Below are 22777 nucleotides of genomic sequence, written 5' to 3' on the forward strand. Positions count from 1 at the left end.
CCGTTTCTGACCCGCTTAGGCCGTCAGTTGATCCAGCTTGGCTGCCCAGATAAAGTCATTCTCGCTCAGCCCGCCGATTTCATGTGTGGTCAGCTTGACGTCCACATACCCCCAGCCAAATGAGATATCCGGGTGGTGACCCTGCTGATCGGCCAACCAGGCGCAGAGGTTTGCCAGATAGGTCGCTTTGGCAAACCCTTTGAACGTGTAATGCCGACCCAACACCTTGGCGTCTGCGTCCAAATTCCAATCCGGGCGCAGCTCGGTCATATGGGCGTTTGCCTCGTCTCGGGTCAGCGCCGGTATGCCGCCGGAACAGGGAACGCAGGTTCGGTCCGACAGGCTGCAAGTTTGTCCTGATGTGGTCATGATCCGTTTACTCCGCTGCTGTTGCTTTTGACGGGAATTTGTTGGGCAACAGCCCCATGGATTGCGCCCGATGCACATCCGCCAGCAAATCGCGATCAGCGGCGGCAAACAATTCCTCGGGGTTATTTAACACGAAATACCCCATCTGGTGCATATCGATCCGGTAAGGCGTGCGCAGGATCGCCAGGATGTCGAACGGTTCCCGATCGGGTATGTCACTTTCCACAGCATACACAAGCTCGGTCGGCGAGGACGCAAGCCCCGATCCCAGCGCCTTAATCTGTCCGTCCTGACGCCGCAGACCGAACTCGATCGAGAACCAATACAGCCGGATCAACCAGGCATAGTCTTTGTCATTGGCCCGCGCCCCGGCCAGCCCAATGGCATGACTAAAGGCGGCAAAGCGCGGATCACTCAACAAGGGCGTATGGCCGAAAATCTCATGAAAAATGTCCGGTTCTTCAATATAGTCGAAATCCTCGCGCGACCGAATGAAGGACGCCGCCGGAAAAACTCGGTCAGCCAGCATACCGAAAAAGGTCTTGAACCCGATCAACGCAGGCACGGGTTGCACCCGCCAACCGGTTAAATCCAGCAACCGTTCTGAGATATCAACACAGGATGGCACACGAGTTTTTGGCAGATCCAAACGCTCCAGCCCCGCAAGGTAGTCGCGCGCCATGTAACGCCGCACGTTGTCCTGCTGTGCGGCGTAAAGATCGGCCCAGACGGCATCCTCTTCGGCTGTGTACGCAATATGGCCGCGCGCGTCGGCGACCTTGGCAACATATTTGGTTGAATTCGGCATCTGCGGGTCCTCCTAAGAGAAGTTTACCGGCAAGGTCTGAAAAAATTGGTTGGAAATGCCACGCCCTTTTGAGTAAGTTGGCATATATATTTCGCAAGGTTGTATTTCATGAACCAAACCCTTCAACCTGCCGACATTGCCATCCTGCAAGAGCTGCAGGCAGATGGTCGGTTATCCATGCAAGACCTGGCGGATCGAACCGGTCTTTCCGCCTCGCAATGCTGGCGACGGGTTCGGGACCTTGAGGCGGCTCAGGTGATCTCTGGCTATACCGCGCAGGTCCGGGCCAAAGCCGTCAGCCTGGATGCCATTGCCTATGTCCACGTGGCCCTGCGCGATCACCAAGAGGATAGCATCACCGCATTCCTGCGCCTGATCGAGACCGAGCCCCAAATCGTCGAATGTGCGTCAATCACCGGGGATCATGACTTCATCCTGAAGGTCTACGCCAAGACACCCGAAGCCCTTGAGCATTTCATCATGCAGCGCTTGCTGAAATCCGGCCTGGTGCGCGACACGCGCAGCAATTTCGTGCTGCGTCAGACCAAAACGCGGGGACCATTGCCAATTCTGTGACCGAAACAGGCAATATTCGTTGAACCTGTTCGCCAGCCCACCTATCGTGCGCGTTCAGTACAGCCCAATCAGGACAACACCATGAACGATCAAGTACCTCACCCGATGTCCCCTCAGGATTGCCTTGTTGCGATCATGGTTGCGGTCTCTGCGTCGGATGAAACCATCCGGACTGCCGAACTGGTCAAGATCGAAGGGGCAGTCAACATGCTGCCAGTTTTCGCGAATTACGACATCGACCGTACGCGTCGCGTCTCGCAAACTGTTTTTGACCTTTTCGAACAGGTAGAAGGGCTGGATGCGTTGTTTGGTCTGATCCGGGACAATCTGCCCGAGCGGTTGAACGAAACAGCCTATGCACTGGCCTGCGATGTGGCTGCCGCAGACGGGTCACTGGCCGAAAGCGAGCTGCGCCTGCTTGAGGAAATCCGGTACGAGTTGAATATCGACCGTCTGCATGCGGCTGCGATCGAACGCGGCGCACGGGCCCGCCATACGACCTGAGATTAACTGCCTTTCAGCGTTCCCCACCGCTCAATCAGAGCGCGCTGCAGTTTGCGTGATCTGTTGTTCCAGCTTCGTGCACCCTCCGGTCTCTCTCGTAGCGCACGCGGGATCGTGGCCCGATGATCGACGTCAGCGGTAAAGATGGCAAAAGCCAGTTCCGAGCCATCCGGCGCAGTAATAAACCCGCCCAAACCGGATACAAAATTCAATGTTCCGGTTTTGGCGTTCACCTTAATCGGGTGATCTTTGACTGGACGTCCCTGGCTGTCCAACAGATTGTACGACTTCAGCAAGGGTCGCAATGCGCCAGTCTTGCGCGCCGCAACCAGCGCTGTCACCAGATCGTGGGGCGCCATGCGCGATGCATCCCCAAGCCCTGAATGATCGAACATTGCGATGCCGGTCACGCCATAGGTCTCGGTTGCCCAGCGGTTCATTTCCGCCGCTGACTCGGCCAGGTTTTGTATGTCAGCTCCACGCGCTTTCGAGGCCGTCATTCCAACCATTTCCGCGGTCAGATTGGTCGAATATTTCAGCATGCCACGTAGGATGCTGTCCAACGGATCGCTTTGGTGAACCACTAGGACCTGCCCTGATGGGGCTTCGCGGGTTACTTGCACGCGACCCAATACGATACCATTTGTGCGCGCCAACGTACGGAACACGTCACCCACATAAAGCGCCGGTTTGCGCACCGGAAGCCACCGCGCGCCCCCATTGCCCAACGCCCCTTTGGCAACGGTCCAGCGGTCTTGCCGGGCGCTCGGTTGGTAGGTGTATATCGGCAGGTTGCGGCTTTCGACCCGCATCGAGGCCATATCGACCGACGGCGTATACTTGGCGGTTCGCGCGTCCATGGTCACGTCATACCCGGTGCCTTGGCGCTTCCACTCGAAATGCACGCGATTGAAGTTCAGGGAAATGCCGCTGATGGCCGGACTGTATCCCAAATGATCCGGTTGGCCGGGGTCGATGCTGAACACATAGGGCAAGGCTCCATCATACACTTTGAAAGCGCCACGCACCTCGGTTATCCCGGCTTTACGCAGATTTGCCGCCATTGTTGCCAGCACAGTCGTATCCAGCAAAGGATCTCCGCCGCCCACAAGGATCAGGTCGCCGTTCAATACCCCGTTTTCGATCGGCCCATCAGCCATCAAAGTGGTTTCGAACCGGTAATCCGCACCCAGCACATCCAACGCATAAAGCGCGGTCAGTGCCTTGGCGACACTGGCAGGCGGCAGGCCCTGATCGCCACCAAAGGCCTCTAGCGGCGTACCCGTTTTGGCATCGGCCACGGCAAAAACCACATCGCCCCGCAATCGTGCGGCCTGAACAAGCCGCTCGGCTCCGCTGAACTGAACGCCACGAAGCTGCGGACGCAAAGATTGTAAAGGGGCATCTGCCAGCGCTGTGCCGGAAACAACCGAGGCCCCCAGCCCTGCAAGAAAAAAGCGACGTGAATAACGATCAACCATGGGTCAATACAATCCCAGAGATCACTGGCAAACAACCGGTGAATTTGATTATGCTTGCATCGTGGCTATTCAGGCAACACCCCATTCACCCAATCCCCTCGGGTACGTATCTGAGTTGAGCTGACGTCCACCATCGGCACATTGACAAAACACCACGCCGGAGCCTGCGCCCGCCCGAGCAGATGCCGCGCTTGCCCGTCAATGCGATAGCGCCTGTACAGCCGAGCCGCAGGGGACATCCGGGCCGAAATCCGATCCCCCGGGCGCGCCATCACGCCCACCGGAACGCTGTCCATGATCAACCGCCAATCTTTCCAGCGATGAAACTGCGCCAGATTGTCCGCGCCCATCAGCCACACGAACCTGACCCGCGGGTACAGCCGTTGTAGCGCCGTCAGAGTATCCGCCGTTGCACGGGTGCCAGTCAGCGCCTCGATGTCCGTCACCTCAACGCGGGGGTGCTGCATCAGGGCCTGTGCCGCATTAACCCGCTGATCCAGCGGAGCTGGTCCGTGTCGCTTTAGTGGATTTCCCGGCGATACAAGCCACCACACCCGATCCAACTCAAAGGCTTTCATCGCTTCTCGCGTAACGTGTACATGCCCCTGATGTGGCGGATCAAAAGACCCGCCCAATAGCCCGATGACCTGCCCGGGCTGTGCAAATGGTATGGCGCTTCGCAACATCCTTTGCTGTTGTTCAGAACTACAGCGGCTTGTCAATCCGCGCGCCAGTCGCACCTTTTTTTTAGTGCAGCAACAGCCTTATCAGCCCGCTTTGTTTTGAAGTGACCTTCAAACTTCCGCGTTCTTTTGGAATTTGTGCCGGAGGCTTCGAATAGAAGTCTGCTTTGAGTTAGGATCGCAGAAAGAACCTTGTCGTGGTCTGCTTTCGACGCTGGCCGGGCCCATTGTTCATTATAAATGAATTCAAATTCATCTTTCCCCGCCCGAAGTACGATTGAGTCCCAGGTATGGAACTTTTCTGAGGCACCGGGCTCAAGCAGAATCGCTGGATCTCCGTCGCTGTCAAAAGCTAGCGTTATTGCTCGGTTGGATTTACTTTGGAGCCTAGTCGCCATCCAGCAATAGTCCCCGTCCTCAAAAAGACCCCAATCACCGATACGGTAGCCATTAAAGGTCTGGGCCGACACAAAGTCGGAGGCAAGCAAGTTTGCCATCACAAATACCAGAATTACAATGGTTTTATTCATAGTGCACTCCTAGATTCGCCAATTTCCACTAGGGGTTTTGCTAGTAACAAACTGGTTAAGATTTCAACCAACGAGTATTGTTGCTGCAACAAGTATGCAATGACAGTTCGCGATCCATCTCGATATGTTGGTGTTACATAACGAGTCGCCACAGATTGAGATCAGGCAACCGGCCTCACACATTCGCCGAACGCCGCCGGATTGATCGCCGAAACCTCCAGCTTGCCCCGCCCGTCTCGCTCGGATATCCAGCGTTTCAACCTGATTTTCCCGACCCAAAGGACGCGACATGGCCGCCTATCAATATGTCTACCACATGCAGGGTGTCTCAAAGACCTATCCCGGTGGCAAAAAGTGCTTTGAAAACATCCACCTGAGCTTTCTGCCCGGGGTGAAAATTGGCGTCGTCGGCGTCAACGGCGCGGGCAAATCGACGCTAATGAAGATTATGGCGGGCCTGGACACCGATTTCACCGGTGAGGCATGGGCAGCCGAGGGCGCCAAGGTCGGCTATCTGCCGCAGGAGCCACAACTGGATGAAGCCCTCAGCGTTCGGGAAAACGTTATGCTGGGCGTCGCCGGGAAAAAGGCAAAGGTCGACCGGTTCAACGAGATCGCCATGGAGATCGCCGAGAATTACTCGGACGAGCTGATGGAGGAAATGACCACTCTGCAGGACGCGATTGACGCCGAAAACCTGTGGGATCTCGACAGTCAGATCGATGTGTCGATGGAGGCGCTGCGCTGCCCTGCTGACGACGCCAACATCGCCAACCTCTCGGGCGGTGAGAAACGCCGCGTCGCGCTTTGCAAACTGCTGCTGCAAGCGCCTGACATGCTGCTGCTCGATGAACCGACCAACCACCTGGACGCCGAAACCATCGCCTGGTTGCAACAGCACCTAATCGATTACAAGGGCACGATCCTGATCGTCACCCACGACCGCTATTTCCTGGACAGCATCACTGGCTGGATCCTCGAACTGGACCGCGGTCGCGGCCTGCCCTACGAAGGCAATTATTCCGCATGGTTGGAGCAAAAGGCCAAACGGCTGGAACAGGAAGCCCGCGAGGACAAGTCCAAGCAGAAAACCCTGCAGCGCGAACTGGACTGGATGCGTCAGGGCCAAAAGGCCCGTCAGGCCAAATCCAAAGCCCGGATCAACGCCTATAACGAGTTGGCAGATCAGTCCGAGCGCGAGAAACTGACCCGCGCCCAGATCGTCATCCCCAACGGCCAGCGCCTTGGCGGCAAGGTGATCGAGGTCGAGGGCCTGTCGAAACACATGGGCGACAAGCAACTGATCGAAGGGCTGGATTTCGCCCTGCCCCCCGGCGGCATTGTCGGTGTCATCGGCCCCAACGGTGCCGGTAAATCGACCCTGTTCAAGATGCTCACCGGTCAGGAACAGCCCGACGCAGGCACCATCTCGTTGGGCGACACGGTCGAGCTGTCCTATGTCGACCAGTCCCGCGACGACCTCAAGGACAACGACACCGTGTGGGAAGCGATCACAGGCGGTGCCGAGATCATCCAGCTGGGGGACGCGCAGGTCAATTCCCGCGCCTATTGCTCCTCCTTCAACTTCAAGGGTGGCGATCAACAGAAGAAGGTCTCACTGCTGTCAGGTGGTGAACGCAATCGTGTTCACATGGCCCGTCTGCTGAAAGAGGGCGGCAACGTTCTGCTGCTGGACGAACCAACCAATGATCTCGACGTCGAAACCTTGCGCGCACTGGAAGACGCCCTGGTTGATTTTGCCGGCTGCGCCGTAGTCATCAGCCACGACCGTTTCTTCCTTGACCGGATTTGCACGCATATGCTGGCGTTCGAAGGCAACGCCCATGTGGAATGGTTCGAGGGTAACTTCGAGGACTACGAAGAAGACAAAAAGCGCCGTTTGGGTCCGGACGCATTGGAGCCCAAGCGGTTAAAGCACAAAAAGTTCGCGCGATGACAGGAACACTGAAGGCACGCTCGGAAAAATGGGTACGTAGCACGCGAAAAGTCCTCGCGCCGCTACGGACGCGTATTCGGCGGAAATTCAGACCTGATCATTGTGTGATCGTCGCAAGCAACGGCCGGTCCGGCAGTACGATGACCTACACCGCACTGTTGGAGGCGCTTAAGAAACTGGATCCGAAAGTGGCGAGTCAGGCGCGGTTCATTGCGCGCCTGGATGACGCTGAATTCCAGGCTCCGTTTCTGTACAAAACCCACGACTTTCCACAAACCTTGTCCACCTGGCCCAAAGATACCAGAGTTGTCTTTTGTTTCGGTCCGGCCAAGGAATCCAGTTTTTCAGTCTATTCTGCGATGGAAGGCTATGGTCCGGATTGGATCAAAGAGCATTTCTATAATATGCATGCGACTGGCACCTTTGATGAGCTGTTTCAACGCGACGTGTTGCAACAAGCCCGGCAGATCAGAGAATGGGTCACCTTTCAGGATATCCCTGTTCTGTGCGTTCACTATGATGCGCTGTGGGATTATCAAAAGACCATTTCACGGTTTACCGGATTAGACTTCGCGCCACCTGCGCGACGCGCGCGTGCGCCCAAGGAAATTCCGGCCGAATTCAAGGAAAGTGCAGGGAAAGTCTACGATCCGATTGACGATGTCGTCGCACAACTGCCTAAGTGTTTTCGGGCTTCCGCGAAATTCGAAAAAATAGTAGGTAATTTGCCGATTTCTTAACAACTGGTACTTTTCCTCGCCCAGAATGACGCCGGAGGCAAAAATGAAGAAAATTCGCGCCCTGTTTCGAAGAAAGCGCCTGGACCATCCGCCCCAGCAAGCGGCCGCCGTTGAACCCAGCGCGACAGAAAACGTACCTGCATCTGATTTAACTTCGCAGGATTCAGGTGATGCACCTCTAGCCTCAGATGTTCCCGCACAAGACGCAGACGTTGCACCACAAGATCAGGAGGGCGCCGCTGACATCCCGCCGCCGGAACCTGAAGTGTTCGAGCCATTTGTAGCCGCAAAAAACCGTGTCCGCGCGGCGCATGCCGGATCAGATGCGTTTCGTTCTGTTCTGTTTTTTACAACTCACAAATGCGCATCGACCTTTGTAACAGCGCTTTTGGACGAACTGGACGCCAAAAGCCCTTATACCAATATGAATTACGAAGGCGCGTATTGGGAACTGGGTGATGAAATCAATTCTGTCGAAGTCCCAGTCGAAGAGTTCTTAGGCAGAAACTCTGATATGTTGCTTCACAAACACGGCGAGATTTATGGACCACTTCGAAAGCCTTTCGATTTTCCAGGTCGTGAGAAGTTTAAACACATCTTCTTCTTCCGTGATCCCCGAGATGTGCTTGTCTCGATGTTCTATTCCTATGCATACACACACCCGGAACCCATTCACACGCAAGCGCGAAAGATATTCCTGGAAAGACGTGAAAGAACGATCGAAAGAGGGATCGATTGGTTTGTATTGGAAACAACCACAGAAAACCTTCTTCCCAGATTCCTTGGCTATGGCGAGATTTTACAGAATGCGGAGAACCCCCTGATCCTGAAATACGATGAGTTTTCGGCAGAAACCGAGACCTTCTTAAAAAAAATCGCTGACTATTTGGATATCGAACTTAGCGATGAAAGCCTTACAAAACTGACTAAGTTTGCCAGCCCAGTTCGGGACGGTGCGCCAGAATTAGAGCATAAAAGGTCCGGAAGAAGCGGCCAGTGGAAGCATGAGCTTAAGCCGGAAACAGCGGACAAGCTGAACGAACTGTTTGAACCGGTGTTGGGAAAATGGGGTTTTTGAACCGTGCGAACGGTGAAATGTATTGATGCGACGTGGTTAAGCGTGAAAGGTGAGGCCTGTAAGAAACACCCAATTTCCCTTGTCACACGCATTTCCCGATGCCATATCCAAAGGGCTTACGTTTCTCTAATTCGACCTACTGTCTCCTTCAACGGCGCTCAGTCTATCGATACAGACGACGACGCCAGGCTGCCGCATCACCGTGGGCAGCACCAAAACAGGAGATACCGGAATGCCTTCAGGCACCGTAAAATGGTTTAACACCACCAAGGGATTTGGCTTTATCGCACCTGAAGAGGGCGGCCAGGACGTATTCGTACACATCTCGGCCGTGGAACGCTCGGGCTTGACCGGTCTGGCCGACAATCAGAAAGTCACATACGAGCTGCGCGCAGGTCGTGACGGTCGTGAAAGCGCCGACAATATCGAGCTTGCCTAAGCTTTGGAAAGGGTGGGACCTGCCCACCCTTTCACTTTTTAGCAAGCCGGATCACACGATCCACCCCTCCAAGAATCTGAACGACTGGGTGATGTTTTCGAAACTGGTTTGTCCAAAATTCGAAGGCGACTGAAATGAACAAGCTGCACAAACTGGTCCATTCCGCAAAGAGAGCTTTCAAAAAAGCGGAACCGCGCCCCAAACCTGACCTTTTTGAAACAGAAAAACGCAGGATTCTGGCTTGCCAGACCCAATCCAACGATTTGTGCTCTGCCCTGTTCTTTACGATGCACAAATGCGCATCCAATTTCTCGACCACTCTGCTGATAGAGCTGGCGAAGCAAAGCCCGTACAAAAGCATCAATTATGAGGCCGCCTATTGGGATTTGGGAAATCAGGTAGATCAAACCACGACGCCTGACCACGAATTCATGTTGCGGCACAATGAAATGCTGTTCTCTCATTTCGGGGAAATCTACGGCCCCTTGAGACAACCTTTGGATTTTCCTGGCCGCGAGAAGTTTCGAAACATATTCTTCTTGCGCGATCCGCGTGACGTGCTGGTTTCGATGTTTTACTCATTTGGGTACACGCACCCGGAACCTCTGCACCATGAAGAGAGGATACGGTTCCTCAAGACACGCGAAGAAATTGTGGCGCAGGGCATTGATGCCTATGTGTTGAAAGAGACCGAAGGCCAGCTTTTGCCACGGCTTTTGGAATACAACCGGCTTTTGCAGAGCAGTGAGACCTCTTTGGTTCTGAAATACGATGAGTTTGCGACCCAAACCGAGTTATTTCTTAAACGTGTCACTGACTACCTGCAGATCGATCTTAGCGCCGAAAGCGTCGAACGGTTGGCGCAGATGGCCAGCCCGCTCAGGCAAGGTGACGCGGTATTGGAACACAAAAGATCTGGAAAAAGCGGTCAATGGAAAGATGAGCTGAAGCCCGAGACTGCGAAAATCATGAACGCTAAGTTCAAGCCTGCCCTCGATCTATGGGGCTTCTGAACCTACCTTTTTTCACCCGCAGATGGCGGTTTCCAAAACTCTCAATCACCCAAATGGGTCTGGACGGCATTTCACGAACCTTATTCAGATCGCATCCATCACCAGCACTAAAAATTCATAAGCGACTAATAACGTTAAGTATTTCTAAATCTCTGGTGTTCCAACCAATCCTGGTTACGCGGTTTCTCTGGATAAGTGTGGCCCTGCGATAACATCCCCCACAGCCTAAATCTCAGCGGCAATTGACCAGATCGGTTATCATTCCGACACTGGGGTCATGATTTTATGTTGTTATAGAAGAGAGCTGCCATGTTCACTCGCCGTACATTCCTGACAGTAACAGCAGCAGCTGGCCTTGTGCCCGGCGTTGCCGTGGCAAAGAAAAAAGCCGTTGAATACGATCCCACACCGCAGTTTGTCCGTATCAAGAAAGAGTTTCTGCCCGGTCAGCTGCTTGTGGTTCCACGATCGTTCTACCTGTACTACGTTACCGAACCGCGAAAGGCGGTCCGCTATGGTTGTGGGGTCGGAAAAGCGGGGCTGGAATTCACCGGCACCGCCACGATTGATGTCAAAAAAGAATGGCCGACGTGGCGCCCAACAAACGAGATGATTGAGCGCGAGCCGATCACCTATGCAAAGTTCAAAGATAACGACTATGTCCAGCCTGGTGGCGACGGTAATCCCTTGGGGGCACGCGCGCTGTACCTGTTTCAGAACGGTGTTGATACGTATTTCCGTATTCACGGTACCACCCAGCCGCAAACCATCGGACGCGCCGCGTCAAACGGCTGTATCCGGATGCTGAATTCGCATGTGATGGATTTATATGAGCGTGTACCAATAGGCACCGTGGTCACTGTCGTTTGATCATTGGCCGGCGACGGCGACAAGATCCAACACAAGAGGGCCGAGGTTTTCAACGATCCGAGCCACGCCTTCAGCATTTGGGTGAATGCCGTCTGGCTGCATAAAGGTACGAACTGCTTCGGGGTCGTTTTCTGCGCTTAGCCCAGTGAAAAAGCTGGGGGCGTAACCGGTTTGGTAAAGCTCGGCCAGATCGGGATAGATCGCGTCAAAGGCCGTCTTGTAATCCGCGCCATAGTTTCCCGGTGCCTGTAGCCCGACCAACAAGACATCCACGTCCGACTCTGCCGCCGTTTTGACGATCGCCTCAATATTGGCACGCGCAACCGCCGGATCTATGCCGCGCAACAAATCATTTCCACCCAACGACACAATCAATCCGTCCACATCCGGCGTCAGTGTCCACGCGACCCGGGCCGCGCCACCAGCCGTGGTATCGCCAGACACCCCAGCATTGATCAGATTCACATCCGCACCCTGTTCCTTGAGCCATCGGTCAAGCTGAGGCACAAAACCATCCTGTTCCGGCAACCCGTAGCCCTGCGTCAATGAATCCCCCAACGCAGCAATCACCACCTGCTCGGCTGTGGCTGCAAAGCCGCAGAACACAAACAGCATCGACATCAAAGTCTTGCGTAACATCTGAACTGCTCCATATCCCAATTGACCGTTCCCGTTTGGAGTTACTTATGACGACACCTGTTCTTTCGCTCCAGAATGCCGCTTTGTCTCTGGATGGCAATGCCGGCCGGGTGAATATTCTGCACGATATCTCTCTAAACGTGACAAAAGGTGAGACGCTGGGGTTGGTTGGGCCATCCGGGTCTGGCAAATCCTCGCTACTGATGCTGATGGGCGGGCTGGAACAGGCGAGCGCCGGGACAATCACCGCTCTGGGGCGCGATCTGACCGACATGGACGAAGATGCATTGGCCCGGTTCAGGCGCAACACGATCGGTGTGGTGTTTCAGAACTTTCATCTGATCCCTACCATGACGGCCCTGGAAAACGTAGCAACCCCGCTGGAACTGGCCGGGCACAAGGATGCGTTCGCCCGGGCCGAGGCCGAGCTGGATTCGGTTGGCCTGTCGCATCGCCGGGACCACTACCCGGCGCAGATGTCGGGCGGAGAGCAGCAGCGCGTGGCACTCGCGCGCGCCTCGGCCCCACGCCCGCGGATTTTGTTGGCGGATGAACCCACCGGCAATCTGGATCAAAAGACCGGCACTGCCATCGTCGATTTGCTGTTTGGTCTGCGCGACCGGCACGGCGCAACTCTGGTCCTGGTCACCCACAGCCATAATCTGGCGCAGAAATGCGATCGGGTGGTGCGATTGCGGGACGGCCGTATCTCGGACGAAGCACAGCATGAGGCCGCAGAATGAGCCTGAATCTGGCCGGGCGGCTGGCCCGTCGCGAGTTGCGCGGAGGATTGCGCGGCTTTCGTGTGTTTCTTGCCTGTCTGGCCTTGGGCGTCGCGGCCATCGCCGCAGTCGGCTCTGTCCGCTTTGCGATTCAAGCCGGGTTAACGCAAGAGGGCGCATCCCTGCTGGGCGGGGACGCGCAGCTTGAATTCACCTACCGTTTCGCCAATGACGAAGAGCGCGCCTGGATGCAGCAGACCGCGACGGCCATGTCCGAGGTGGTCGATTTCCGCTCGATGGCTGTCGTTCAGCAAGGTGGTCAGACGCAACGTGCACTGACACAAGTGAAATCGGTGGACGCAGCCTATCCTCTGGTAGGAACGGCGACGTTGAAGCCTGACTTATCACTAGCCACAGCACTGGAGGGCGATCAGGGATTGCCGGGCGCGGTGATGGACCCATCTTTGATTGATCGGCTCAATCTGCGTGTCGGCGATCGCTTTGCGCTGGGTTCGCAAAAGTTTGTCCTGACCGCCGCTTTGATCCATGAACCCGATGGGGCCGCGGATGGGTTTGCGTTGGGGCCGCGGACATTGGTGCGAACGGCGGATTTGCAGACTTCGGGCCTGCTGACACCGGGCACCTTGTTTTCCACCAAATACCGGCTGGCACTGCCATCCGGTGTCAACCTGGAACAGTTGTCTACCGAGGCCGATCAGAGCTTTGACGGCACCGGAATGCGCTGGACCGATGCTCGCAACGGCGCGCCAGGGATTGCCGAGTTTGTCGCCCGCCTCAGCGCGTTTCTGGTGCTGGTCGGGCTGTCCGGCCTTGCGGTCGGCGGCATCGGCGTTTCAGCGGCCGTCCGAGCCTATCTGGCCCAAAAGACCGAAACCATCGCGACATTGCGTACTTTGGGGGCTGATCGGGTAACGATCTTTCAAACCTATATGCTCCAGATCGGGGTGCTGTCGGGGATCGGCACAGCGCTGGGGATCGCTTTGGGCGGGATGTTGCCCCTGCTGCTGGCACCGCTTATCGAGGCCCGCCTGCCTGTTCCTGCCGTTTTCTCGCTCTATCCCCGCCCCCTTGCCGAGGCTGCGCTCTATGGGATTCTTACCGCGTTCCTGTTTACGCTCTGGCCCCTGGCCCGCACCGAGGAGGTCCGTGCGGCGACCCTGTTCCGCGATGCGCTGTCGTCGGCCCGTGCCATCCCACGCGCGCGGTATGTTGCGGCGACCGGCATTGGCCTGGCCTTGCTGATCACGTCCGCTGCCTGGTTCAGCGGCTCGACCCGATTGACCTTGTGGACAAGCGGCGGGCTAGTCGGCGCCCTGGTTTTGTTGTCACTGTGTGCCCTTGCGATCCGCAGGCTGGCGCGGATCGCTGCTGCCCCCGCAAGGGGGCGCCCGGCATTGCGGTGGGCCCTGTCGGCCATTTCCAACCCCCGGGAAGGCGCGGCTTCGGTTGTGCTATCGCTGGGGTTGGGGTTGTCGGTTCTGGCCGCTGTTGGGCAGATTGACGGTACCTTGCGCAACGCAATCTCGGGTAACCTGCCAGATGTTGCGCCCTCCTATTTCTTTGTCGACATTCAAAAGGACCAGATGCCGGGCTTTACCGCGCGGCTGCAAGACGATCCCGCCGTCAGCCGGATTGAAAGCGCGCCGATGCTGCGTGGGATCATCACCCAGATCAATGGAAGCCCCGCACGCGATGTGGCCGGGGATCACTGGGTTCTAGACGGGGACCGGGGGGTGACCTATTCCGTTCTGCCTCCGGAAAACGCGCGGATCATTTCCGGCGAATGGTGGCCCGAGGATTACGCAGGCACGCCACAGATCAGCTTCGCCGCGGAAGAGGCGCAGGAAATGGGTCTGGCCTTAGGCGATGAACTGACCGTAAATGTCCTGGGCCGGGACATTACCGCACAGATCACCTCTCTTCGCGAGGTCGATTTCTCAACCGCTGGCATGGGCTTTATCATGTCGATGAACCCCTCGGCGTTGGCCGGGGCTCCGCACAGTTTTATCGCAACTGTCTATGCCGAGGAACAGGCCGAGGCCGCCATCCTGCGCGATCTGGCCGGGCAGTTTCCGAACATCACGGCGATCCGTGTTCGGGATGCAATCGACCGCGTTTCCGGCCTGTTGGCCGGGCTGGCAGCCGCAACGTCCTACGGCGCTGGTGTTTCGCTGCTGACAGGGTTTCTGGTCCTGATCGGAGCGGCAGCGGCAGGGGAACCTGCGCGCCGGTATGAGGCCGCGGTTCTCAAGACGCTGGGCGCAGACCGGCGGCGGATACTGCTCAGCTTTGCTCTGCGTGCCGTGCTGCTGGGCGCGGCTGCAGGGAGTGTCGCGTTGCTGACCGGCATATTGGGGGGGTGGGCCGTTGCCACCTATATCTTTGACACCAGCTTTACGGTCATCTGGTCCTCGGCCCTTGGCATCGTTTTGGCCGGAATCCTTGTGACCTTGGGCGCAGGTCTGGCTTTTGCCTTGCGCCCACTGGCAGTGCGCCCGGCCCGCATTTTGCGGGCCAGCGATTAAACTCAGCGTACGCAGGCCACCGGCTGAAGGATCTGCAACAGCTGGTGGTTGTCGCAGACCAACGCGTCCAGTGTAATCATATCCAATGAGGCATAGAACACTTCGGCTGCATCCTGCAGAGCCAGCCGCAAGCGGCAAGCATCCGTCAGGGGGCAGGTGTTGTCTGCATCCGCAAAACACTCAGCCAGGGGCAAGTTGCCCTCGACGTGGCGAAACACCGATCCGATACGGATCTGATCCGCAGGGCGGGCCAGTGTCATGCCGCCGTTGCGCCCGCGCAAGGTGCTGAGGTAATTCAACTGGCTCAGTTGGTTGATCACCTGCGCCAGGTGGTTCTCCGAGATGTTGCAAGCATCCGCAATCTCGGCTTTTGTCACCAGCCTGTCCGGGTGTGCCGCGCAATACATCAACAGCCGCACCGCAATGTTCGTCCGTTTGGTAATCCGCATAAGGGCCTCCCTAAAATCACGATGCAGCCTTATTGCATGTCCTGCAAAAAAGCGGTTTGACATACATCAATCGCTCAAAAAGGACGCAGCAGCACATGGCAGACCCTTATTTCTTTGGCTATGGCAGCCTTGTGAACCTTTCGACCCACGATTTTCCCGATCCGCGCCCGGCGCTGTTGAAAGGATGGCGGCGCGCCTGGCGGCATACCGATCTGCGCCCGGTTGCCTTTTTGACTGCAGTCCCGGACCCGCAGGCCGAGATCGAGGGGATGATTGCCCATGTCCCCCGAAATGACTGGGCCGCACTGGATGAACGGGAATGGGCCTATGACCGCATACCCGCCACTCAGTCTGTGAAGCACCCCCTGACCCATGACGTTGAAATCGCAGTCTATTCTGTGCCGCAGGGACACCACGGTGAACCCAGCAGCCATCACCCGCTGTTGCTCAGCTATATCGACGTAGTTGTGCAGGGGTATCTGCGGGCCTTCGGCGAAGGCGGGGCAGACCGCTTTTTCGCCACCACCGATGGGTGGGACGCGCCGATTCTAAACGACCGCGACGCGCCGCGTTATCCACGCCACCAACAGCTGAAGATGGCCGAGACTGAGTTCGTTGATGATCGCTTGCGCCGCTGTGCTGCGCGCATCGTGCAGACCGCATAGAAAAAGGCGAGGCTTGCGAACCCCGCCTTGTTCGAATTTTGAACAGACGCGATCAGCCGCGGGCGCGGATTACCTGCAGCAGCGGTAGCAAGGTTGCCATCTCTGGGCCACGTTCCATACCGGTCAGCGCCTTGCGCAGTGGCATGAACAGGCCCTTGCCCTTGCGACCTGTCGCCTCTTTCACGGCTGCGGTCCATGTGCCCCAGCTTTCACCACCAAGTTGGCCTTCGGGCAGCAGCCCCATCGCTTCGGTGATAAAGTCGCGATCTTCATCCGCGATCAGCGGCTCTGCCCCGTCGCGGCACAGCTCCCACCAACCGATAAGATCACCCAGGGTGGTGATGTTCTCGCGGGCCATTGCCCAGAACGGCTCGGCCAGATCTGCTGGCACACCGGCATCGGCCACCGCCTCGGACACATCTGCCAAGGGCAACGATTGCAAGTGCTTTGCCGTCAGCGGAAACAGGTCCTGCACGTCGAACTTGGTAGGTGCTGCGCCAAAACGAGCGACATCAAAGCCTTCGATCAGCTCGGCCATATCAGACCGCAGTTCCACCGGATCAGATGAGCCAAGCCGTGCCATCAGGCTGAGCAACGCCATCGGTTGCACACCCTGTTCCCGCAGATCGCGCAGGGCCAACGTGCCTAGTCGTTTCGACAACGCCTCGCCCTGCGGTCCGGTCAGCAGCGAGTGATGCGCAAAGCGCGGGCAGGTGCCGCCCAGCGCGCTGATGATCTGGATCTGGGTCGCTGTGTTGGTCACATGGTCTGAGCCGCGCACCACATCGGTCACGCCCATCTCTGTATCATCCACAACCGACGCAATCGTATACAAGACCTGACCGTCTCCCCGGATCAGTACCGGATCAGAAACCGAAGCCGCGTCGATTGAGATATCGCCAAGAATGCCGTCGTTCCATTCGATCCGCTCGTGATCAAGCTTGAAGCGCCAAACGCCGCTGCCGCGCTCAGTCCGCAGCGATTCCTTTTCGGTATCTGACAGGGCCAGCGCAGCGCGATCGTAGACCGGTGGTTTGCCCATGTTCAGTTGTTTCTTGCGCTTGAGGTCCAGCTCGGTGGGCGTCTCAAACGCCTCATAGAACCGTCCCATCTCGCGCAGCTTGTCGGCGGCTTCGGCATAGCGGTCCAGACGGTCCGACTGACGTTCGACCCGATCCCAATGCAGGCCCAGCCACTCCATATCCTGCTTGATAGCATCGACATATTCTTCTTTCGACCGCTCAGGATCGGTGTCGTCGATGCGCAGGATGAACGTACCGCCAGCCTTGCGGGCGATCAGATAGTTCATCAGGGCGGTGCGCAGGTTGCCCACATGGATGTAACCAGTGGGCGACGGGGCAAAACGGGTCGTGGTCATGGAAATCTCCTGTTGGCGCGGCTCATGTCACATGGGTACGTTTTTGTCCAGCCGCCGCCGCATTCAACAATGGGTCAGGTGGGCTCGATAGGCCAACGCCGTTCAAGATCATCCAGACCCGCGCGGATCAATTCAGACAGAACGTCCAGATCAATATCCGCCAACTTGTTCACGTACAGACAGGACTTGCCGATCCTGTGTTTCCCCAAGCGGGACAGAATGCCCCCAAAGTCCGCATAACCCGGCATGATGTAAATCGACATCGCGGCCTTGCGTGGGGAAAACCCGGTTGCAAGAAAATCCCCCTCGCGCCCGGAATGATAGCGATAGTGATACCGACCGTAGCCCACGATCGATGTCCCCCACATTACCGGTGCAAACCCGGTAACGGATCGAAAAAGGGTGTTCAGCGCCTGCGCATCCTCGGCCCGCTTTTCAGGTTGGACTGCGGCCAGAAACTGGTCAACGCTGTGATCTGTGGGAACAGTTTTGTTTTTAGATCGCGACATAAACAAAAATTAACACGTATTGTTCATCCACGCAGCCCATTTGAACAGGGTATAAACTGGCAAGAGACCTCTACCGACCTAACTCACCTATTGGTGTTCTGACAGGGAGAACCAACATGACCATCAAACTGACACGCCGCGCGGCACTGGGTTCCGCCGCAGCTTTGCCCTTTGCCGCAGTCGCGGCACCGGTTCTAGCGGCCGGAGCTGAAACCAAGGCAAACTCGCCCATCGCCAAATCTTTTGCACTGGGAGATTTCACCGTCACAACCTTGCTGGATGGCAGCCTGCCCCGCGATGGCGCCCAAGAGATTTTTGGCGGTGGTGCCTCGGATGAGGATTTTGCCAAGGTTTCTGCGGACAACTTCATCTCGCCCGATGTGGCACAGTTCTTCTTCACTCCGACGCTGGTCAATACCGGGTCCGAGCTGGTTCTGTTCGACACAGGTCTGGGCCAGGGAGGGATTCAGGCTGCGTTGGCGGATGCGGGTGTAACCCCTGATCAAATCGACGTTGTCGTTATCACCCACATGCATCCCGACCATATCGGCGGCATGACCACGAATGACGCGCCGACCTTCCCGAACGCGCGCTATGTAACCACCGCACCCGAATATGATTTCTGGGCGGCACAGGATGCGGGAAACCGTGTTGGCGATCTGGTTGCGGCCAAGGTCACCCCCTTGGCTGAAAAGATGACCTTCCTTGACGATGGAGGAGAGGTGACCTCTGGCGTGACAGCCGTAGCTGCCCATGGGCACACACCGGGTCACACGGTCTATCATCTGGAAAGCAACGGCCAGCGGCTGATGCTGACGGCGGATCTGGCCAACCACTATGTCTGGTCCTTTGCACATCCCGAATGGGAGGTCCGCTTTGACATGGACAAGTCCGCGGCAACCGCATCGCGGCGCAACGTGCTGGGCATGCTGGCCGCCGATAAAGTACCGATGATCGGCTATCATATGCCCTTCCCGGCTGCCGGATATGTCGAATCCCGTGGAGACGGGTTCCGTTTTGTGCCGGTCAGCTATCAGATGATGGGCTGAGAGGGTTAGAACCCCGCATCCGGCCGCACTTTTGAACCATCCGTGAATCGGGAAAGGCGAAAGGCGGTCGGATCGACACAGGGTTTGGTTCCGGCAACCAGATCAGCCATCAGGCGGCCTGCGCCGGGGCCAATGCCAAAGCCGTGGCCGGAAAAACCTGTTGCGATAAACATACCCTCAATTTGATCGACGCCCGAAATCACAGGGATAGCGTCTGGCGTGACATCGATCATCCCCGCCCAGCTTTGCACAATCTCTGTCTGTTCCAGCTCTGGTAAACCGCGCCGGGCATGCGCCCAAGCTTGTCGCAGAATCTTTTGCGAAGGTTCCGGATCAAGGATGCGGCAATGTTCGAACGGGGTCACATCCGTCGGCAGCCAGGTGCGGTCTTGACCCGCCTCGACCGACCAGCGGCTTGACAACCGAAACCGTAACGACCGCCACTCGTGCGCCAAGGCAGGCAGAAACCGGGCGGCCAATCGAAAACTGTCAGGAACAAGATCCACAATGTTCTCGTGCCCCGAAGCGATGGTATATCCGCCATCCACGCGTTTTCGGATAGCGAACCCTTTGGACCAGAACGCAGCCTCGGGCCCATCAACTGGCGAAGTGCGCAGCACCGTGTTCATAACCTTGAGCTGCGGCAAATCGATACCGGCATTTCCAGCAAACAACCGGGACCAGGCCCCACCGGCTAGAACGACCCAATCGCAAGCCACGCGCCCACGCTCGGTGACCACGCCGGCCACCCGACCCTCTTGCACGTCAAGGCTGCGCACCGCGCAGTTGGTCATCAGGACCGCACCCTTGTCGCGTGCGGCCTCGGCAATGGCGGGGGCTGCCCATTGCGGTTCGGCCCGGCCGTCCTGTGGCATATGCAGCGCGAAATTCAGCCCAACCCGGTTGTCCGGCACCAAAGCGTCCAGCTCAGAACCAGAGACAATCCTGGCACCCGTTTGCAACCCTTCCACATGGCGCGTCCAGCGCTCAAGCTCCTGACGTTCTTTCTCGTTTGCCGCGCCAAACACGATGCCGGAACGGGTATATCCAGTCTTGCGACTGATACGTTGATCCAACCCCTGCCAAAGGCCAAGCGATTGAACCATAAGGGGAACCTCGCGCGGGTCGCGCAGCCCCAGACGCACCCATCCCCAATTGCGAGAGCTCTGCTCAGCGCCAATCTGGCCCTTTTCGCATAGCAGAACGGATGCCCCGCGTTCGGACAATTCCAACGCGGTGGAGGCCCCGATAATGCCACCGCCTATGACGGCGACATCCACGGATTTGGGAAGGGAATAGTCTGCTTCGACGGGGGTAGGTTTTGGGCCGGGCATCAACCGCTCTTAACTTCATTGTCCAAACCCCAATGAAGGCGCGAGATGCGCGAACTGGCAACACGTCTTGCGATGTGCGTGTGACGATTTTCAGGTGATGTGGCTATCGCGCCAAACGCGCAGCTGAAAAGCCGCCGTTACCTGGTTCGAAATCCAATGATCAAGCTGCGCCGCGAAATTCGGCCCATTTCTGTAGAAGCGCAGCCCCCAAGCCGCTTTCTTCAGAAACAGCATCCAGATCAATCTCTTCCTGTTCAGTCAGATCGGGAAAAACCTGTTCAGTCCGTGCTGCGACTTCGGCAGCGACCGGTTGCGCGGGCTCTTCGTCGGACTCTTCGCTGAAAAGGTCGGCAAGGGCTGAATCCAGCTTGGATTCATCCAGAGCGCGCCCTTCGGATTCCATGGCCTTGTATTTTAGCGGCGCGTGAAGCGGCTTGTCATATCCTTCATACATAATAACACCAAATCGTTAACTCAGACATTCAACACAGGATGCGTCACATTCAGCCCCAGCTTGCATTCGCCGGAACACTAATAATCCAGCTCAAATGTGTCGCCCCGCCCCATATGAGGCGTCAATTAAGCTAAAATGTGGCAAAAAAATGTCGCAATTTCAAGGCGCCTGTTGTTCAGGAGCCAAGAAAGTCGTTAATACACCCCAGCCGGGAAACAATGGCCTTTTACAGGCCATCACTGGGCCCCTTGAGGAAACGAAAATCGCAGACTCCGGCGATTCCCGGTCCGCTTAACCTTGGTCACGCCAGCGATTCACGATCGGATACCTGCGATCCAGCCAGAACGCCCGGCTGGTCAGACGCGTACCCGGGGCGGATTGAAACCGCTTGTATTCGCTGATGTAGATCAGATGTTCGACACGGCGCGCGTCCGTTTCGTCAAAGCCGGCCGCAACACAATCAGCGATCGATCCTTCTTGATCGACCAGAATATCCAGAATGGCGTCCAGAACCGGGTAATCCGGCAGGCTGTCGCTGTCTTTCTGATCCTCACGCAGTTCAGCACTTGGCGGTTTATCGATAACCGACGGCCGAATCACTTCAGCCGACGGCCCCATCATCCAATCCCGGTGATTTGCATTGCGCCAGCGGCAGGTCTCGAACACACGCGTCTTGTACAGGTCCTTGATCGGATTGTAGCCGCCGTTCATATCGCCATAGATTGTGGCATATCCGACCGCGACCTCGGACTTGTTGCCGGTGGTCAGCAGCATCTCGCCGAATTTGTTCGAGATCGCCATCAGCAACAATCCACGCAACCGGGACTGGACATTCTCTTCGGTCAGATCCGCATCGCGCCCGGCAAAAAGCGGGGCCAGAGTCTGCGTCACCGCAGCCCGGCTGTCCGAGATTGGCACATAATCATAGTGAACGCCCAGCGCCTTGGCGACGGCTTCGGCGTCGTCCAGCGACGCCTGGCTGGTGTATTCAGAAGGCAGCATCACACAGCGCACGTTTTCTGCACCAATCGCATCCACCGCGATGGCAGCAACAAGCGCGGAATCAACGCCGCCTGACAGCCCTAGCAAAGCCTTCTTGAACCCGGTCTTACCCATATAGTCGCGCAGGGATTGCACCATCGCGCGATAGTCCTGTTCCCATTCGTCCGGTTGCGGCACAATCTCGGCCGGTACGATGCGCCAGCCGTCATCACCGCGCTCAAGGTCGATATGAGTCACGGACTCGTCAAAAACGGGCATCCGAAATGCCAGCTCTCCGCCCGGATTGAGACCAAAAGTGGCCCCGTCAAACACCTGATCGTCTTGCCCGCCAACCATATTGAGGTAGATCAACGGCAACCCGGTTTCGACCACGCGGGCCACCATATGGTTCAGGCGGATATCGTATTTATTGCGGAAATAGGGTGACCCGTTGGGGATCAACAGGAACTCGGCCCCGGTTTCCTCTAGTGTCTCGGCCACGTCAGGATGCCAGCTGTCCTCGCAAATCGGGCTTCCGATGCGCGAATTGCCAACAGAGTACGGGCCGCCCAGCGGGCCGGAATCGTACAGGCGCACCTCGTCAAACACTGTCTCGTTGGGCAGGTGATGTTTAAGGACCTTGCTGCCAATCCGCCCCCCCTTGAGGATCAGATAGGCGTTGAACAGGCTGTCGTCTTCGCACCACGGCCCGCCAATCGCCAAGACCGGACCGTCGGCGCATCGCGCGGCCACGGCTTCGACTGCGGCCATCGCAGCCCTGTAAAAGACCGGCTTCATCACCAGATCCTGGGTGTTGTAGCCGGTGATGAACATTTCGGGAAATGCCACCAGATCGGCCCCGGCGTCACGCGCTTGTTCCCAGGCCGCGAAGGCCATGGCTGCGTTGCCGTCAATATCCCCCACAATGGGGTTGAGTTGCGCCAGAGTGATGCGGAAACGGTCGGCCATGCTGCCCTCTTGCCCTCGTCAGTCTTACTGCCAT

General features: G+C 57.1%; 24 protein-coding genes. 12 read left to right on the forward strand and 12 right to left on the reverse strand.

The genetic code is table 11. From position 1 onward, the window contains the following. Window positions 1-15: 15 nt before the first annotated feature. Window positions 16-369, reverse strand: a complete 354-nt coding sequence (locus RUM8411_RS11365; RefSeq protein ID WP_085822833.1) for a 4a-hydroxytetrahydrobiopterin dehydratase — start codon at window positions 367-369, stop codon at window positions 16-18. Window positions 370-376: 7 nt separating this feature from the next. After that, window positions 377-1177, reverse strand: a complete 801-nt coding sequence (phhA, locus tag RUM8411_RS11370) for a phenylalanine 4-monooxygenase (RefSeq protein ID WP_085822834.1) — start codon at window positions 1175-1177, stop codon at window positions 377-379. 108 nt (window positions 1178-1285) lie between these two features. Between phhA and RUM8411_RS11375 the strand changes: the two genes are divergently transcribed. Next, entirely contained in the window at window positions 1286-1753 is a 468-nt protein-coding gene (locus RUM8411_RS11375) for an Lrp/AsnC family transcriptional regulator (RefSeq protein WP_085822835.1), read from the forward strand. An 81-nt stretch (window positions 1754-1834) separates the two neighbouring features. Next, window positions 1835-2257, forward strand: a complete 423-nt coding sequence (locus tag RUM8411_RS11380) for a tellurite resistance TerB family protein (RefSeq protein ID WP_085822836.1) — start codon at window positions 1835-1837, stop codon at window positions 2255-2257. Between the two features lie 2 nt (window positions 2258-2259). On the opposite strand, the gene dacB is transcribed toward RUM8411_RS11380, so the two are convergent. The 3 genes from dacB to RUM8411_RS11395 all read right to left on the reverse strand — a co-directional run bounded on the left by dacB (window position 2260) and on the right by RUM8411_RS11395 (window position 4951). Continuing rightward, window positions 2260-3738, reverse strand: coding sequence for a D-alanyl-D-alanine carboxypeptidase/D-alanyl-D-alanine endopeptidase (dacB, locus tag RUM8411_RS11385; RefSeq protein WP_085822837.1), 1479 nt, complete (start codon window positions 3736-3738; stop codon window positions 2260-2262). A 65-nt stretch (window positions 3739-3803) separates the two neighbouring features. After that, window positions 3804-4424, reverse strand: coding sequence for a nicotinate-nucleotide adenylyltransferase (locus tag RUM8411_RS11390; RefSeq protein ID WP_085822838.1), 621 nt, complete (start codon window positions 4422-4424; stop codon window positions 3804-3806). 32 nt (window positions 4425-4456) lie between these two features. After that, on the reverse strand, window positions 4457-4951 hold the full coding sequence (locus RUM8411_RS11395) for a hypothetical protein (RefSeq protein WP_085822839.1): 495 nt from the start codon (window positions 4949-4951) through the stop codon (window positions 4457-4459). A gap of 289 nt (window positions 4952-5240) precedes the next feature. Here RUM8411_RS11395 and ettA point away from each other — a divergent pair, with 289 nt between their 5' ends. The 6 genes from ettA to RUM8411_RS11425 all read left to right on the forward strand — a co-directional run bounded on the left by ettA (window position 5241) and on the right by RUM8411_RS11425 (window position 11048). Next, a complete protein-coding gene (ettA, locus tag RUM8411_RS11400; protein ID WP_085822840.1) occupies window positions 5241-6908 on the forward strand; it encodes an energy-dependent translational throttle protein EttA in 1668 nt (555 codons plus the stop codon). A 140-nt stretch (window positions 6909-7048) separates the two neighbouring features. Then, a complete protein-coding gene (locus tag RUM8411_RS11405) occupies window positions 7049-7648 on the forward strand; it encodes a hypothetical protein (RefSeq protein ID WP_143534885.1) in 600 nt (199 codons plus the stop codon). A gap of 43 nt (window positions 7649-7691) precedes the next feature. Further along, window positions 7692-8726 carry a sulfotransferase domain-containing protein gene (locus tag RUM8411_RS11410; RefSeq protein ID WP_159453885.1) on the forward strand — a complete coding sequence of 345 codons (1035 nt, stop codon included), beginning with the start codon at window positions 7692-7694 and terminating at the stop codon, window positions 8724-8726. Window positions 8727-8958: 232 nt separating this feature from the next. Further along, entirely contained in the window at window positions 8959-9165 is a 207-nt protein-coding gene (locus RUM8411_RS11415; RefSeq protein WP_085822843.1) for a cold-shock protein, read from the forward strand. A 134-nt stretch (window positions 9166-9299) separates the two neighbouring features. Further along, window positions 9300-10178 carry a sulfotransferase domain-containing protein gene (locus RUM8411_RS11420; protein ID WP_085822844.1) on the forward strand — a complete coding sequence of 293 codons (879 nt, stop codon included), beginning with the start codon at window positions 9300-9302 and terminating at the stop codon, window positions 10176-10178. 309 nt (window positions 10179-10487) lie between these two features. Then, window positions 10488-11048, forward strand: a complete 561-nt coding sequence (locus RUM8411_RS11425) for a L,D-transpeptidase (protein ID WP_085822845.1) — start codon at window positions 10488-10490, stop codon at window positions 11046-11048. Here the strand turns inward: RUM8411_RS11425 and RUM8411_RS11430 are convergent, their stop codons facing one another. Next, window positions 11049-11687: an arylesterase gene (locus RUM8411_RS11430; RefSeq protein ID WP_085822846.1), complete on the reverse strand. Its 639-nt coding sequence runs from the start codon at window positions 11685-11687 to the stop codon at window positions 11049-11051. Between the two features lie 47 nt (window positions 11688-11734). Between RUM8411_RS11430 and RUM8411_RS11435 the strand changes: the two genes are divergently transcribed. Together RUM8411_RS11435 and RUM8411_RS11440 are read left to right on the forward strand one after the other, a co-directional pair. Next, window positions 11735-12430, forward strand: coding sequence for an ABC transporter ATP-binding protein (locus RUM8411_RS11435; protein ID WP_085822847.1), 696 nt, complete (start codon window positions 11735-11737; stop codon window positions 12428-12430). Then, window positions 12427-14955 carry an ABC transporter permease gene (locus tag RUM8411_RS11440; protein ID WP_085822848.1) on the forward strand — a complete coding sequence of 843 codons (2529 nt, stop codon included), beginning with the start codon at window positions 12427-12429 and terminating at the stop codon, window positions 14953-14955. Before RUM8411_RS11435 ends, RUM8411_RS11440 begins: the two co-directional genes overlap by 4 nt. A 2-nt stretch (window positions 14956-14957) precedes the next feature. Here the strand turns inward: RUM8411_RS11440 and RUM8411_RS11445 are convergent, their stop codons facing one another. After that, the gene (locus RUM8411_RS11445) at window positions 14958-15404 is read right to left on the reverse strand and encodes an RrF2 family transcriptional regulator (RefSeq protein WP_085822849.1); all 447 of its coding nucleotides are present in this window, start codon (window positions 15402-15404) and stop codon (window positions 14958-14960) included. Between the two features lie 95 nt (window positions 15405-15499). On the opposite strand from RUM8411_RS11445, the gene RUM8411_RS11450 reads away from it, so the two are divergent. Then, a complete protein-coding gene (locus RUM8411_RS11450) occupies window positions 15500-16069 on the forward strand; it encodes a gamma-glutamylcyclotransferase family protein (RefSeq protein ID WP_085822850.1) in 570 nt (189 codons plus the stop codon). Window positions 16070-16121: 52 nt separating this feature from the next. On the opposite strand, the gene gltX is transcribed toward RUM8411_RS11450, so the two are convergent. Together gltX and RUM8411_RS11460 are read right to left on the reverse strand one after the other, a co-directional pair. Beyond that, window positions 16122-17447: a glutamate--tRNA ligase gene (gltX, locus tag RUM8411_RS11455; RefSeq protein ID WP_085822851.1), complete on the reverse strand. Its 1326-nt coding sequence runs from the start codon at window positions 17445-17447 to the stop codon at window positions 16122-16124. Window positions 17448-17521: 74 nt separating this feature from the next. Continuing rightward, complete coding sequence (locus RUM8411_RS11460) at window positions 17522-17956, reverse strand: DUF1801 domain-containing protein (RefSeq protein ID WP_085822852.1); 435 nt, start codon at window positions 17954-17956, stop codon at window positions 17522-17524. A gap of 116 nt (window positions 17957-18072) precedes the next feature. On the opposite strand from RUM8411_RS11460, the gene RUM8411_RS11465 reads away from it, so the two are divergent. Beyond that, window positions 18073-19005 (forward strand): MBL fold metallo-hydrolase, encoded by a 933-nt coding sequence (locus RUM8411_RS11465; RefSeq protein WP_085822853.1) that lies wholly within the window; start codon window positions 18073-18075, stop codon window positions 19003-19005. Between the two features lie 5 nt (window positions 19006-19010). Here RUM8411_RS11465 and RUM8411_RS11470 read toward each other — a convergent pair whose 3' ends face one another. From RUM8411_RS11470 to RUM8411_RS11480, 3 genes are all read right to left on the reverse strand, one after another. Next, window positions 19011-20339, reverse strand: a complete 1329-nt coding sequence (locus tag RUM8411_RS11470; protein WP_085822854.1) for an NAD(P)/FAD-dependent oxidoreductase — start codon at window positions 20337-20339, stop codon at window positions 19011-19013. 160 nt (window positions 20340-20499) lie between these two features. Then, the gene (locus RUM8411_RS11475) at window positions 20500-20793 is read right to left on the reverse strand and encodes a hypothetical protein (RefSeq protein WP_085822855.1); all 294 of its coding nucleotides are present in this window, start codon (window positions 20791-20793) and stop codon (window positions 20500-20502) included. Between the two features lie 291 nt (window positions 20794-21084). Beyond that, window positions 21085-22743 carry an NAD+ synthase gene (locus RUM8411_RS11480; RefSeq protein ID WP_085822856.1) on the reverse strand — a complete coding sequence of 553 codons (1659 nt, stop codon included), beginning with the start codon at window positions 22741-22743 and terminating at the stop codon, window positions 21085-21087. Between the last annotated feature and the right edge of the window lie 34 nt (window positions 22744-22777).

Origin of the sequence: Ruegeria meonggei (assembly GCF_900172215.1) — a bacterium.
In the GTDB taxonomy this organism is placed as follows: domain Bacteria; phylum Pseudomonadota; class Alphaproteobacteria; order Rhodobacterales; family Rhodobacteraceae; genus Ruegeria; species Ruegeria meonggei.